Source organism: Bradyrhizobium sp. USDA 4486 (assembly GCF_054057995.1).
Map to the genome: position 1 here is coordinate 2,655,455 of NZ_JBSRZV010000001.1, position 12,905 is coordinate 2,668,359.

13 protein-coding genes are annotated in these 12,905 nt (G+C 65.6%); 4 read left to right on the plus strand and 9 right to left on the minus strand.

Annotated features, from left to right (window positions below; translation table 11 throughout):
* The first annotated feature begins 20 nt into the window (after positions 1-20).
* Together ACVWY3_RS13115 and ACVWY3_RS13120 are read left to right on the plus strand one after the other, a co-directional pair.
* Entirely contained in the window at positions 21-434 is a 414-nt protein-coding gene (locus ACVWY3_RS13115) for a hypothetical protein (protein ID WP_456838818.1), read from the plus strand.
* A gap of 1,493 nt (positions 435-1,927) precedes the next feature.
* Complete coding sequence (locus ACVWY3_RS13120) at positions 1,928-3,175, plus strand: hypothetical protein (RefSeq protein ID WP_456838819.1); 1,248 nt, start codon at positions 1,928-1,930, stop codon at positions 3,173-3,175.
* Here ACVWY3_RS13120 and gmk read toward each other — a convergent pair.
* The 9 genes from gmk to ACVWY3_RS13165 form a co-directional block, all read right to left on the minus strand.
* Positions 3,108-3,767, minus strand: coding sequence for a guanylate kinase (gene gmk / locus ACVWY3_RS13125; RefSeq protein WP_456838820.1), 660 nt, complete (start codon positions 3,765-3,767; stop codon positions 3,108-3,110). The two genes, ACVWY3_RS13120 and gmk, sit on opposite strands and share 68 nt — an antisense overlap.
* A 3-nt stretch (positions 3,768-3,770) precedes the next feature.
* Positions 3,771-4,658 (minus strand): YicC/YloC family endoribonuclease, encoded by an 888-nt coding sequence (locus tag ACVWY3_RS13130; RefSeq protein WP_456838821.1) that lies wholly within the window; start codon positions 4,656-4,658, stop codon positions 3,771-3,773.
* A 114-nt stretch (positions 4,659-4,772) separates the two neighbouring features.
* Positions 4,773-6,044: an endolytic transglycosylase MltG gene (gene mltG, locus ACVWY3_RS13135; protein ID WP_456838822.1), complete on the minus strand. Its 1,272-nt coding sequence runs from the start codon at positions 6,042-6,044 to the stop codon at positions 4,773-4,775.
* 123 nt (positions 6,045-6,167) lie between these two features.
* Positions 6,168-7,433: a beta-ketoacyl-ACP synthase II gene (fabF, locus tag ACVWY3_RS13140; protein WP_456838823.1), complete on the minus strand. Its 1,266-nt coding sequence runs from the start codon at positions 7,431-7,433 to the stop codon at positions 6,168-6,170.
* A 108-nt stretch (positions 7,434-7,541) separates the two neighbouring features.
* On the minus strand, positions 7,542-7,781 hold the full coding sequence (locus tag ACVWY3_RS13145; RefSeq protein ID WP_008551805.1) for an acyl carrier protein: 240 nt from the start codon (positions 7,779-7,781) through the stop codon (positions 7,542-7,544).
* Positions 7,782-8,090: 309 nt separating this feature from the next.
* Positions 8,091-8,828, minus strand: coding sequence for a 3-oxoacyl-[acyl-carrier-protein] reductase (gene fabG, locus ACVWY3_RS13150; protein WP_456838824.1), 738 nt, complete (start codon positions 8,826-8,828; stop codon positions 8,091-8,093).
* Positions 8,829-8,895: 67 nt separating this feature from the next.
* Positions 8,896-9,855 carry an ACP S-malonyltransferase gene (gene fabD, locus ACVWY3_RS13155; RefSeq protein WP_456838825.1) on the minus strand — a complete coding sequence of 320 codons (960 nt, stop codon included), beginning with the start codon at positions 9,853-9,855 and terminating at the stop codon, positions 8,896-8,898.
* Positions 9,856-10,025: 170 nt separating this feature from the next.
* The gene (locus ACVWY3_RS13160; protein WP_456838826.1) at positions 10,026-11,051 is read right to left on the minus strand and encodes a fatty acid desaturase family protein; all 1,026 of its coding nucleotides are present in this window, start codon (positions 11,049-11,051) and stop codon (positions 10,026-10,028) included.
* 3 nt (positions 11,052-11,054) lie between these two features.
* A complete protein-coding gene (locus tag ACVWY3_RS13165) occupies positions 11,055-11,744 on the minus strand; it encodes a TetR/AcrR family transcriptional regulator C-terminal domain-containing protein (protein ID WP_456838827.1) in 690 nt (229 codons plus the stop codon).
* Positions 11,745-12,085: 341 nt separating this feature from the next.
* Between ACVWY3_RS13165 and rpsF the strand changes: the two genes are divergently transcribed.
* Entirely contained in the window at positions 12,086-12,580 is a 495-nt protein-coding gene (rpsF, locus tag ACVWY3_RS13170) for a 30S ribosomal protein S6 (protein WP_456838828.1), read from the plus strand.
* A 5-nt stretch (positions 12,581-12,585) separates the two neighbouring features.
* Positions 12,586-12,825, plus strand: coding sequence for a 30S ribosomal protein S18 (rpsR, locus tag ACVWY3_RS13175; protein ID WP_007592020.1), 240 nt, complete (start codon positions 12,586-12,588; stop codon positions 12,823-12,825).
* Positions 12,826-12,905 lie beyond the last annotated feature (80 nt).

The window sequence follows — 12,905 nt, forward strand, 5'->3', positions numbered from 1 at the left end:
CCAACTCACGGAGGAACGCCATGCTTCGATATATTCTCGCTGCGCTGGCAGCTCTCGTCCTAATCACCGCGAGCCTGATTCCAGATGAGGCATATGCCCGCCGCGGCGGCGGCGGATATCACGGAGGCGGAGGCATGCGCGGAGCTCACTTCCGCGGCGGCGCTGTTCACGCCGGACGTGTCGGCGGATATCGCGTGGCGGGCCGCGGCTATGGATACCGCCCGATACCTGGACGACCGGTCGCCAGGGGTGTTTACCGCAATGCGGCCTATCGCGGCGCCTATAGAGGCGCAGCCTATGGTCTGGGAGCGGCTGCGGTGGGAGCCGCCGCCGCAGGAGCTTACGGCTACTACAACAACAATAGCGGCTGCACCTACGATACCTACGGCAATTGGGTTTGCCCGGGTCAGTATCCTTACGGCTATCGCTACTGACCGAGATCGCTTCGGCGCGGACGGTCGTGCGCGAGAAGCACCGCCGTCCGCCTTCAGTTGCGTCCGCTGAACGAAACTGAAAGACGTCACGCCCTGCAACGCAGGGCAATCGCATATGGCTTGCAGGATGCGGCGGCATCGGCACCGGGCTCCCTCCCGCTTGCTTGCGGGAGAGGGTGTCTCCGCAACGGGATAATCCCCAGAGGAAAGAGCCCTCACCCGCCGCGCGCGGGACGATGCTTCGCATCGCCCGGGGCGCGTCGGCCTCTCCCGCAAACGGGAGAGGCGGAGCAAGCCCGCAGACAATCCTCGTGAAATCCATATGCGATTCCCCTGCCCTGCAACGCGAGCCGATTAGGCACGTCGGCATCATCCGCGTTGTTGCCGCTCGCATCGCGAAGATGCACCGCTATGCGCTTTAATGGAATGTGCTCGCGCGCCTTGGAACGATCGGCGGAGGTCCAGGCAGCTCCGGCCGACACACCCAGTCAACCCCTAGCCGCGAAAATATTTCACTTTTCCGAATTTCGGATTTGTGGCATACACCCCGTACCTCGGCCCTGCCAAAGGGGCGTTCGCGACCGTCACGACATGCGGGCCGGGTTTGCGGTGGACGCGGCAGCGCCGGCGCGATTGGCGTGATGACAGGGCGGGCAACCGTGAGTCCTCACGCAACGCGGACGACACGGCGTGGTCATAGCGGGTTCGTCAGTCGTCGAGGGTGAGCACGCGCCAGCCCCGACGATCCGGCGAAACCGTCCGCGGACGGAGAAGTCGTGTGGTCCTGACGCCCGGGGTCTGTGCGTCAAGGCTTGCGGTGATGTGGCGGCCCGACCGGGCGCGCGCATCGAGATCTGCAAGGCGACGGGGGCAATAGTGCATCGCTCCCCGAGGAGAGCACGAAGGACACCGTTAAAACCATCCGCGCAGGGAAGGCCGGGCGACCGGCATCACCTGTGATCCACCCCGTGTGCATTTTCCTGGCGCACGGATCTGCGGGTGCCAGCCGGCGCCCGGCCTTCCCTGCGCCCTTTGGCTCCATCGGGCGGCGAACGAGGGCAAAGCTCGGGCAGATCCTGCCTTGGGAAGGAAGAGGCATGGCCCCTCGCCTGTTCGATATGTCGACGCCGTCATGGCCGAACTTGTCCAGGACAGGGGCGGGCAGGACGACCTCTCTGAATGCTCAAGCGCTTCGCATGCACAGAATGTCTCACGGCTTTTTCTCGGGCGCCGGGCTGTTAGACTGCCGCCATTATTGGCCGCCTCGCGGGACGCAGCGGTTCCGGCACCTGGGGCCGCTCCGACGGCTGCGGCGGAACCTGGACTTCGACGAAGCAATAACGTCGAAGAAAATGCTCAATTCGCGGTGGAACGACCGCCGCACAGGCCTGATTCAAGCCACATCCTCTCCGGATTTGCGGCTCATTGCCACCCAAGTCTTTGATGACAAAGGGCCGGTTCAGAGTTGCGTCATGCGTAACCGGGAGACCAGGATGGGCAACCGCACCGCAAAGTTCATATCCGCGCTGATTGGCAGCATCATTGCCGGCGCGCCCATAGCTGCCGTATCGCAGAACGCGCCGGCTGCATCGAGCCCGGCCAGCGCCGACGCCGACTGCCTCGCCTCGCCGAAGGGCACCGCGCCGCAGGGCCAGCATTGGTACTATCGCCTCGATCGCTCGACCAAACGGCAGTGCTGGTATCTCCGTGCTGAAGGCGGCAAGGACAATGCAAAGGACAGCGCAAAGCCGGTGCAGACCGCGGCCGCCGGCCCCGCAGCGGATGCAGCGGTACCGCCGCAGCACTCGGTGCAGGACGCGCGCGCGGAATATCTGAAGCCGCAGACCGCCGCCGCGCCGGCCGTGCCCGCGCAGGCCGCCCCGACGACGCCAACGCAACAGGCTGCGAACCCCTCCGCTGACAGCAGCGCGCAGCAGCCCGCCACCGCATCCCCTTGGCCTGATCCCTCCACGGCCACATCGCCCGCGCCGCAGCCGGCGCCCGCGCCTGTCGCGGCGCCGGGCACGAAACCGTCGAAATCCCCGGGGCCCATGGCGCTGGCTGCCGCAGACGGCAGCACCGACAAGCCGGCCGGCTCGGTCCAGATGCTGCTGCTCGTGATCGGCGGCGCGCTGGCGCTGGCCGGCGTCCTCGCCAGCATCATCTACCGCTTCGGCGGCAGGCGCGGCCGCCAAGCCGACCGCCGCGCGCATTGGGACGATTGGGAGCCGCAGGACGAGAATCCGAGCCGCGCCCCCTGGCGCGATGACGCCTCGCGCGCGCAGACGGCCGGCCCGGTGGATTTCGATGCGGTACGTCCTCAGATCACACAGCCCCAAGCCGCGCAGCTGAAAGCCGCGCAGCTGAAAGCTGCGCAACCAAAAGCCGCGCGGCTCACCGAATTCAGCAGTGCGATCGGCAGGATCGCAGCGCACTCTGCTCCTGCTCGCAAAGTGATCGCAGATCTCGATGAGGCCGACATATTCAACGGCAAATTCGCGATCGAGGCGTCGGCGCCGCAGGTCGCGGCCACCGACGCTTCCGAAGCAGCGCCGGCCGATCGCGACGTGGATGAAGGCAAAGAAGATGCGCACAAAGAGGAGTCCGTCGACATCGACGTGATCACGGCGATGCTGGAACGGCTGGCGCAGGAAGGGCCGCGGCTGAAGCAGCCTAGCCTTGAAGCTGACCTTGCAGACTTCGCACAAATTCCACGAGGCCAATCCGCCGCTCGCGCTTGAGGCGTTCGGCCTTCAGGATCGACTGCACCTCGGCGAACGCCTCGTCGACGTCGTGGTTGATGACGATGTAGTCGTACTCGGCCCAGTGGCTCATCTCATGGCTGGCGCGGCTCATGCGCTTGCGGATCACCTCGTCGGTATCCTGCGCGCGCGAATGCAGACGCTTCTCGAGATCGCCGGCCGAGGGCGGCAGGATGAAGACGCTGACGACGTCGGCGCGCGCCTTCTCGCGCAGCTGCTGGGTGCCCTGCCAGTCGATGTCGAACAGCACGTCCTGCCCCGATGACAGCGCGGCTTCGACCGGCGCGCGCGGCGTGCCGTAGCTGTTGTCGAACACGGTAGCCCATTCCAGGAGTTCGTTGCCCCTCACCATCGCCTCGAACCTGGGCTTGTCGACGAACAGATAATCGCGCCCATCGACCTCGCCGGGACGCATCGCTCGCGTCGTCGCCGAGACAGACATGCGCAGGCCCGGCATCCGGTCGATCAACAGACGCGACAGCGTCGTCTTGCCCGCGCCCGACGGCGAGGACAGCACGAACATCAATCCGCGCCGCTCGACCCCGTCAGTTCCGTGACCGCTTGTCGTCATCGATCACTCCAGATTCTGGACCTGTTCGCGGAACTGCTCGACCACGTTCTTCATGGCGAGCCCCGTATTGGTCAGCTCGATGTCGTTCGACTTCGAGCAGCAGGTGTTGACCTCGCGGTGAAACTCCTGCGCCAGGAAGTCGAGCTTGCGTCCGATCGGGCCGCCCTTGCCGATCAATTCGCGCGCCTGCGCAATGTGCGAGGCGATGCGATCGAGCTCCTCGCGGATGTCGGCCTTGGTGGCGATCAGGATCGCCTCCTGCATCAGGCGGTCGGCATCGAAACGGTCGGAGGTGTCGAGCAGAGTCGCGATCTGCTCGGCGAGCCTCGCCTTGATCGCCTCGGGCTTGCGGCCCGGCGCAGCCTCGGCCTGCTTCGACAACTGCTCGATCTCGTCGACGCGCTGGGTCAGGATCTGCCCGAGCGAGGCGCCCTCGCGCTTGCGCATCGCGACGAGCTCGGCAAGCGCCTTGTCGAAGGCCTCGGCCGCGGCAGCGCGCGCCGCCTTGTCCTCCTCCTCGTCGCCCTCGGGCTCGGCGACCTCGACGACGCCCTTGATGGCGAGCAGGCCGTCGATGCTCGGCGCCACCGCGTCGACCTTGCCGGAGATCAGCGCCGCAGCCTTGAGGACGGCGTTGAGCACGTCCTCATTGACGCGGACGGTGGCGGCGGCGTTGGCGCGCTTGACATTGAGATTGGCGTAGACGGTGCCGCGCGACAAAAGCTCGCCAGCGCGCTTCTTGGCGTAGGCCTCGAGCTCGTCGAACCCCTGCGGCAGCCGCACCCGCAAGTCAAAGCCCTTGGCGTTGACCGACTTCAATTCCCATTCGAACGTATACGGCCCGCTTGCGCCGTGGCTTCGGGCAAAGCCGGTCATGGACGACAGCGCCATCAGGTCAATTTCTCCGGAAACGCAGGATTCGCGAGGCATCAAGCCACGCGAATCTTAAGACTATTTTGCAGGAAAGTGGAATCCGCAAAGTCCCGTGGCGGACCTGCAGCCAGCCTAACGCTGGACCACCGGCGGCGAGGGCTGCACCGCGCCTTGCCGGGCCGGCGCCGGATTGGCCGGGCGGGCCGGCGGCTTCTTCTGCTGGTTGGGCCGCGCCGGCGTGGTCGCGGTCGGCGCATCGGTCGCGGCGGGCGCGGCGGCGGCCGGCGGCGGCGCATCCTCGGCCGGCTCGACCGTGTCGTTCTGGATCTGCTTCTCCATCGCGCGCAGCTTGGCGACGTTCTTCTGATGCGCGTCGTAGGTCTCGGTGAAGGCGTGCCCGCCGGTGCCATCGGCGACGAAATAGAGGTCGCGGGTGCGGGCCGGGTTGGCGGCGGCCTCCAGCGAGGCGCGGCCGGGATTGGAGATCGGGCCCGGCGGCAGCCCCTCGATCACATAGGTGTTGTAGGGCGAAGGTTGCGTGATCTCGCTGCGCTTGATCGGACGTCCCAGCGTGCCCTTGCCGCCGACGAGACCGTAGATGATGGTCGGATCGGACTGGAGCTTGATCCGCTGCTTCAGCCGGTTGACGAACACCGCGGCGACGCGGCTGCGCTCGTCCGGCTTGCCCGTCTCCTTCTCCACGATCGAGGCCAATGTCACCAGCTGCTCCGGCGTCTTGACCGGAATGTCCTGATTGCGGCGCTCCCAGATCTCGGCCAGCACACGCTTGTGCGCCTGCTGCATGCGCTGTATCACCTGCTCGCGCGTGGTGCCGCGCGGGAACTTGTAGGTCTCCGGCAAGAGCGTGCCCTCGCGCGGCAGCTCGCGCACGCTGCCGGTGAAGATGTCGTTGTCGGAGAGCCGCGCCACGATCTGCTCGGAGGTCAGGCCCTCCGGTATCGTCACGGCGTGCTGCACCACCTTGCCCTCGACAATGGTGGCGATGACGTCGCGCAAGGACGCATTCTTCTGGAACGAATACTCACCCGGCTTGAGGTCGGAGCTCGCCTTCAGCGCGGCAACGCTCGCAATGAACACCCATGGATTGACATCGGTCACGCCTTCCCGGTTCAGCGTCTCGGCGATGTCGCGCTTGCCCGCGCGCTGCGGGATGTTGACGATCTTGTCCTCTTTCAGCGGCCCGGGTGCTTCCAGGACCTGCCGGCCGTAATAGTAGACGCCGCCGGCGCCGAGCATGGCGATCAACAGCAGGGTGATGATGGCGTTGCCGACGACCACGAATGGGTTGCGCGCGCGGTCTGATCGCTTCGGCGGCGGCGGGACCTGCTCGGGCTCGAGCGCTGCCCGCGGGCTCCGGGGCGAAATGGGCGGCCTTTCACTCATCGAAGCAACCTGAATCCTGCCGGTTCAATCGCAGCCTGGCAATCGCTTGCCCTGCCAAATGCACGCCCGCTTCCATGACTATCGCCGAATACGGCAAAACGGTGGATTCGTCGCAACCACAAACTAATGGACCAGGCGCCGGACGATCACCGATGCGTTGGTACCGCCAAAACCAAAAGAATTCGACAACGCGACATTGACCTCACGTTTCTTCGCCTTGTGCGGCACGAGGTCGATGGCGGTCTCGACCGAGGGATTGTCGAGGTTGATCGTCGGCGGCACGACGTTATCGCGAATCGCGAGAACGGCGAAGATCGCCTCGATCGCGCCGGCGGCACCGAGGAGATGGCCGGTCGACGATTTGGTCGAGGACATCGCGACCTTGGAGGCGGCGTTGCCGAGCAGGCGCTCGACTGCACCGAGCTCGATCTCGTCGCCGAGCGGTGTCGAGGTGCCGTGCGCATTGATGTAGTCGAGATCGGACGGCGACAGGCCGGCGCGCTTGAGCGCCGCCGACATGCTGCGGAAACCGCCATCGCCATCGGGCGACGGCGACGTAATGTGGTAGGCGTCACCGGAAAGACCGTAGCCGATCACCTCGGCGTAGATCCTCGCGCCGCGGCGCTGGGCGTGCCCGAGCTCCTCGAGCACCAGGACGCCGGCGCCCTCGCCCATCACGAAGCCGTCGCGGTCCTTGTCGTAGGGACGCGAGGCCTTCTCGGGCGTGTCGTTGAAGCCGGTCGAGAGCGCACGCGCGGCATTGAAGCCGGCAATGCCGATGCGGCTGATCGGCGATTCGGCACCGCCTGCGACCATGACGTCGGCATCGCCCAGCGCGATGAGGCGGGCGGCGTCGCCGACCGCATGTGCGCCGGTCGAGCAGGCCGTGACCACCGAATGGTTCGGCCCCTTCAGCCCGTGGGCGATCGAGACGTAGCCGGAGGCCAGATTGATCAGGCGGCCCGGAATGAAGAACGGCGACACCCGCCGCGGCCCGCGCTCCTTCAAGAGGATCGCGGTGTCGGCGATGCCGTTGAGGCCGCCGATGCCCGATCCGATCATAGTGCCGGTCGCGCACTTGTCCTCTTCGGACTCGGGGTGCCAGTTGGCATCGTCGAGCGCCTGGCCGGCCGCGGCCATGCCGAAGATGATGAAGTCGTCGACCTTGCGCTGGTCCTTCGGCTCCATCCACTTGTCGGGATTGAAGGTGTCGTTGCTGCCGTCGCCGCGCACGACGGTGCAGGCGTATTTGGTCTGCAGATCGGAGACGTCGAAGCTCTCGATCGCTCGCGCACCGCTCTCGCCGTTGAGGATACGTTTCCAGGTCGGCTCGACGCCGCAGCCGAGTGGCGACACCATGCCGAGACCCGTGACGACAACCCGCCTCATATCCGAAAACTCCGCATCGAAAGATTCACGGCCAATAACAAGAAACCGGCTGGCCGCTGGCAAGCGGCCCGTCCGGTTTCAATGTTGTCCCCGCGAAAATGAAGAGCCTTAGCTCTTCGCGTTCTTCTCGAGAAACTTCGTGGCGTCGCCGACGGTGAGAATCGTCTCCGCGGCGTCGTCCGGAATCTCGCAACCAAATTCTTCTTCGAACGCCATCACCAGCTCGACGGTGTCCAGACTGTCGGCGCCGAGGTCGTCGATGAAGCTCGCGTTGTCGACAACCTTCTCGGGCTCAACACCAAGGTGTTCGACCACGATCTTCTTAACCCGCTCGCCAATGTCACTCATTGCTTAACCTCGTGTTGTTCCCTGTAGACCCGACCCCCCGGGACGATACGAGCCGTCGTGGTCGTTTGACTGCCTTCGCTTACGATCTTTGATTTGGCCCCATCCCAACGATGCGGCCCGGCGAACGACGGCCAAGGCTCCGCATCGCCAATATACAGGGTTTCAAAAACCTGCAATGGCGTTCTTTGCCCATCCGTTGAAGGTCCGGTTATCATACTTCAACTGCCTTGACTACAAGCCTCATTTCGCTCCGGAAACGGCCGTTTGCCGCATCCCGCACTGCGGATATGGGCAGCGCGGGAGGAGGCCTCAGATCATGGCCATGCCGCCGTTGACGTGAATGGTCTGCCCGGTGACGTAGGCTGCTTCGTTCGAACTCAGGTAAACGGCGGCGGCCGCAATGTCCTCGGGCGTCCCGAGGCGAGCGGCCGGAACCTTGGTCAAAATCGTCTCGCGCTGCTTGTCGTTGAGCGCATCGGTCATCGGCGTCTTGATGAAGCCGGGTGCGATGCAGTTCGCGGTCACGCCGCGCTTGGCGTATTCGGCGCCCAGCGTCTTGATCATGCCGATCAGGCCCGCCTTGGACGCGGTGTAGTTGCCCTGTCCGGGATTGCCGGTGACGCCGACCACCGAGGTGATGGCGATGATGCGGCCGAAGCGCTTGCGCATCATCAATTTGGTCGCGGCGCGCGCCAGGCGGAAGGTCGCAGTCAGATTGACGTTGATGACCTCCTCCCAGTCCTCGTCACGGAGCTGGACGAAGAGATTGTCGCGGGTGATGCCGGCATTGGCGATCAGGATGTCGACCTGCCCCATCGCAGCTTCGGCGGCGGGCACCAGCGCCTCGACCTCGTCGGCCTTGGAGAGATTGCAGGGCAGCACGTGGGTGCGCTCGCCGAGCTTGCCGGCAAGCTCATCCAGCACTTCCTTCCGCGTCCCCGAAATCGCAACGGCGGCGCCCTGCGCATGCAGCGCCTGCGCGATCGCGCCGCCGATGCCGCCGGTCGCGCCGGTGACGAGCGCCTTCTTGCCAGTCAGATCGAACATCGAAAACTCCTTCAAAGCACGATCCGGAACAGTGTGAAGCGGCTTTCCGGGAAGATCGTGCGCAAACTCAAGCCTGCTTCGCAGCGGCCAATGCATCCTTGGCGGCGGCAATGTCGTTCGGTCCGCCGACGGCAACGCCGACAGCGCCGTCCGCAATGCGCTTGACGAGTCCGGTCAGCACCTTGCCGGCGCCGATCTCGAAGAAGCGGGTGACGCCCTGTCCTGCCATATAGGCAACCGACTCGCGCCAGCGCACCGTGCCGGTGACCTGCTCGATCAGGCGGCGGCGGATCTCGTCGGGATCGGTGATGGCGCTCGCCAGCACATTCGACACCAGCGGCGCCGCCGGGGCCTTGATCGTGACCTTGGCCAGCGCCTCGGCCATGGCGTCGGCGGCAGGCTGCATCAGCTTGCAATGGAACGGCGCGGACACCGGCAGCAGCATGGCACGCTTGGCGCCCTTGGTCTTGGCGATCTCGACGGCGCGGTCGACGGCAGCCTTGTCGCCGGAGACCACCACCTGGCCGCCGCCATTGTCGTTGGCGGCCTGGCAGACCTGCCCCTGCGCCGCCTCGCCGGCAACCTCCATGGCCGCCTCATAGTCGAGGCCAAGCAGAGCCGCCATGGCGCCAACGCCGACAGGGACGGCTTTTTGCATTGCGAGACCGCGAGTGCGAAGCAGCCGCGCAGTGTCGGAGACCGACAGGCTGCCGGCCGCTGCGAGCGCCGAATACTCACCGAGCGAGTGGCCGGCGACGAAGGCCGCATCCCGCCCGACGGAAAAACCGGCTTCGGCCTCCAACACGCGCAGGGTGGCGATCGACACCGCCATCAGCGCCGGCTGGGCATTCTCGGTGAGCTGAAGGGTCTCGGCCGGGCCATCCCAAATGGTCGCCGTCAGCTTCTCTCCAAGCGCGGCATCGACCTGGTCGAACACGGCGCGCGCCACCGGAAACGCATCGGCCAGGGCCTTGCCCATGCCAACCGCCTGGGACCCCTGCCCCGGAAATGTGAATGCTGCCGTCATCGGCGCTCCCTGATCGCTCAAGCCGTACGCTTCGAGAACCCGGCAGCCGATTACGTCCGGCCCGAGCCTTGGTTCCCGACCATGCTCCGAAAGGGGCCGTAGACCCGTCTAGGGCCGGAATGTCAAGCCAAGATAGGAACTTCGGGCGGCATTCACCTGGGGATGCGGCCTTAGAATCCACCATTGGTCTGGTTGGCATCGACCGCCGCCCCCGCCCGCGCGCGGCGCGCGCTGCTCGCCAGCTGGCCCGGACGGTCCTCCCGGTCGGGCTTCGCGGTCGCAAGCCGTAGCACGGCGCCATAGCCGGGCTGCACCTCCATGCGGCCGGCATGCCCGCTCGCGCTGAGCAGGCGATGCACCTTCGGCAGATTGTAGCAGGGCACGTAGAACAGCAGATGATGCTCGAGGTGATAGTTCACGTAGTACGGCGCGATGAAGAGGCGCTCGAGAAAGTTCGCATGCGTGGTGCGGGTGTTGCGCAGGGGATCGCTGCTGTCGGGGACCACGGCATGCTCGGCGATGTTGCGGATGCGGGTGATAACCATCATCCAGGTCAGCAGCGGCACCAGCCAAAGCAGCGGATACGCCCACCAGACGCCGGCCACCACGAGCAAAGCGAAGATCGCGGCATTGACGAGGCATTGCGGGCCGAGCTTCTCCCAGAAATGCGCCGCGCGCTGGCGCCACGGCCAATCCTTCGGCCCGAGCGCGTTGAGCAGTTGCGCCTTGCGCTGCTGATAGCCGGTCTGGCCGGTGATGTCGCGAATGAACTTGCGGCGATAGCTGAGCTTCGTGATCGGAAACGGCGCCGACAGCACGAGGTCAGGATCGTCCTCCTGCTGGGTGCGCGCATGATGCTGGAGATGATAGCGCCGATAACTGCGCGTCTCGGCAAAGAGCGGATAGGCGCAGAACCACTGGCTCAGTGCCAGATTGGTCTTCTCGTCGGCCGACAGGCAGCCATGCGCGCCGTCATGCATGAGGATCGCGAGGCCCAGCTGGCGCGAGCCGATGATCGCAACCGCGAAGATGTAAGTGAGCGGGTTGGGCCACCATGCCACGAGCGCGATCGCACCGATGATCAGTGCCCAGGCGTGTGCGATCAGCGCGACGCCCTTCCACGTCTCGCGCTGGCGCACGTCGGCGAGCTGAGCGTCGGTCAGGAAATCACGTGCACGCATGCGAAGCGCGGTCATGGCCTAGCCCTCCTCGTTTGAATTGTTGTCGATGAGACGCAGACGCGCAGTGTCGCCATCAGACTTTGCCTGCTCGCCGAGCACGCGCAGCATCTCGGCGCAGAGCGCCTCGGGCGAACGGCCCATGGCGTAGCCTTCGAGGATGACGCCGATGGCGACGGCCCAGAACCGCCGCGAGCTTTCGTCGGGCGCGCGCAGCGAACGCCAGCCGTGGCGCGCAACCTGCCCCGCATAGGCCCTCGCGCCTTCACTGTGCAGCCGCTCGATGGTGCGCTCGACCAGCGGGGCGAGATCCTGGCGCCGCCGTGTCAGCGTCAGCGCCTCGGCGAAGAAGGCGACCGAATCGCTCGCCGTCACGGTCTCCGCCAGCGCATGGGTGTAGTCCCGCGGCGTGCGCGCGGTCAGGGCCGCCCGCTCGGTCGCGCGCGCCAGATACAGAAGATCGCGGCAGGCGCATTCGACGAACAGCGCCTCCTTGGTGCGGAAGTAATAGGTGATCTGGCTCGGAAAGGCGTTCGCGGCCGCCGCGATGTCGGTGATCGAGGCTCCTGACAGCCCCCGCTCCCGGAACAGCGGGCTCGCGGCGTCCAAGAGCAGCGATCGCATCTTGCGGCCGGCCGAGCGCGTCGCCCGCGCTGCGTGCTTGGGGTCGCCGGCCGCCTCAAGAGGGTCATGGACCGACTTTTCCGCCATCGAGGTCCTCTCCGTTGAGTTATTTGTATGACATACAAACAAATAGATCAAGCTGGATGTGGTATGAAGGACCAGTCCCGGCCGTACCGGAGCCATCCGGGCCGAAAAGGCGGCCTGCAACCTTGCAAAGCCGGCCAAAATCCGTATAAGCGCGCCATCCGCAGACCCCGGCCGGGAGCTGAACGGACGGTCTCAGCAAATCATTCGTGATTTTGGTGTGGCAGGGCCAGTCGGCCCGTCGTCCCGTGTTTCCGCCTTCTGAGCTTCATCCCAGAGTCCTTTCCGAAGGTCTCTTAAGGGCTTGACGCCGGGCGATGCGCCAACATGAGGAAAGGACTTCCATGCCGCTTTATGAGCATGTGTTTCTCGCGCGTCAGGACGCGAGCACGCAGCAGGTCGAAGAGCTGACTGCGCAGATGACCGGCATCGTCGAGGGTCTCGGCGGCAAGGTCACCAAGACCGAGAATTGGGGCGTTCGCTCCCTCACCTATCGCATGAACAAGAACCGCAAGGCTCACTTCGTGATGCTCAACATCGACGCGCCGTCCGCGGCGATCGCCGAGATCGAGCGCCAGGAGCGCATCAGCGAAGACGTGATCCGCTATCTCAGCGTCCGCGTCGAGGAGCTCGAGGAAGGCCCGTCCGCGATGATGCGCAAGGCCGATCGCGATCGCGAGCGTGACGACCGTGGCGGCGGCTTCCGCGACCGCGAAGGTGGCGGCTTCCGCGGCGATCGCGAGGGCGGTTTCCGTGGCGATCGTGACGGTGGTGGCTTCCGCGGTGATCGCGGCCCGCGCCGTCCGCGCGAAGAAGCTGAAACGACGGAAGGGGAGTAATATCCATGGCTGAAGCTGGTGCACGCCGTCCGTTTTTCCGTCGCCGCAAGAGCTGCCCATTCACGGGCGCCAATGCGCCGAAGATCGACTACAAGGACTCCAAACTGTTGATGCGTTACGTCTCCGAGCGCGGCAAGATCGTGCCGAGCCGCATCACCGCGGTGTCCGCGAAGAAACAGCGTGAGCTCGCCCGCGCCATCAAGCGCGCGCGGTTCCTGGGCCTCCTGCCCTACGTCATTCGCTAAGACGAATCCGACCGGCGGCGCTACCGCCGCCGGCCGCACTCTTTGATCTCATAAGGCTTCCGGGTCGTCCGGTCGCCGAT

Bases quoted from the DNA above. Each gene is read 5' to 3' on its own strand.
- fabG (WP_456838824.1), bottom strand. From the start codon at position 8,828: ATGTTCGATCTGACTGGCAAGAAGGCGCTCGTCACCGGCGCGACCGGC.
- ACVWY3_RS13145 (WP_008551805.1), bottom strand. From the start codon at position 7,781: ATGAGTGACATTGGCGAGCGGGTTAAGAAGATCGTGGTCGAACACCTT.
- mltG (WP_456838822.1), bottom strand. From the start codon at position 6,044: ATGAGTGAAAGGCCGCCCATTTCGCCCCGGAGCCCGCGGGCAGCGCTC.
- ACVWY3_RS13115 (WP_456838818.1), top strand. From the start codon at position 21: ATGCTTCGATATATTCTCGCTGCGCTGGCAGCTCTCGTCCTAATCACC.
- ACVWY3_RS13165 (WP_456838827.1), bottom strand. From the start codon at position 11,744: ATGGCGGAAAAGTCGGTCCATGACCCTCTTGAGGCGGCCGGCGACCCC.
- fabD (WP_456838825.1), bottom strand. From the start codon at position 9,855: ATGACGGCAGCATTCACATTTCCGGGGCAGGGGTCCCAGGCGGTTGGC.
- rpsF (WP_456838828.1), top strand. From the start codon at position 12,086: ATGCCGCTTTATGAGCATGTGTTTCTCGCGCGTCAGGACGCGAGCACG.
- ACVWY3_RS13160 (WP_456838826.1), bottom strand. From the start codon at position 11,051: ATGACCGCGCTTCGCATGCGTGCACGTGATTTCCTGACCGACGCTCAG.
- gmk (WP_456838820.1), bottom strand. From the start codon at position 3,767: ATGACGACAAGCGGTCACGGAACTGACGGGGTCGAGCGGCGCGGATTG.
- ACVWY3_RS13130 (WP_456838821.1), bottom strand. From the start codon at position 4,658: ATGGCGCTGTCGTCCATGACCGGCTTTGCCCGAAGCCACGGCGCAAGC.
- rpsR (WP_007592020.1), top strand. From the start codon at position 12,586: ATGGCTGAAGCTGGTGCACGCCGTCCGTTTTTCCGTCGCCGCAAGAGC.
- ACVWY3_RS13120 (WP_456838819.1), top strand. From the start codon at position 1,928: ATGGGCAACCGCACCGCAAAGTTCATATCCGCGCTGATTGGCAGCATC.
- fabF (WP_456838823.1), bottom strand. From the start codon at position 7,433: ATGAGGCGGGTTGTCGTCACGGGTCTCGGCATGGTGTCGCCACTCGGC.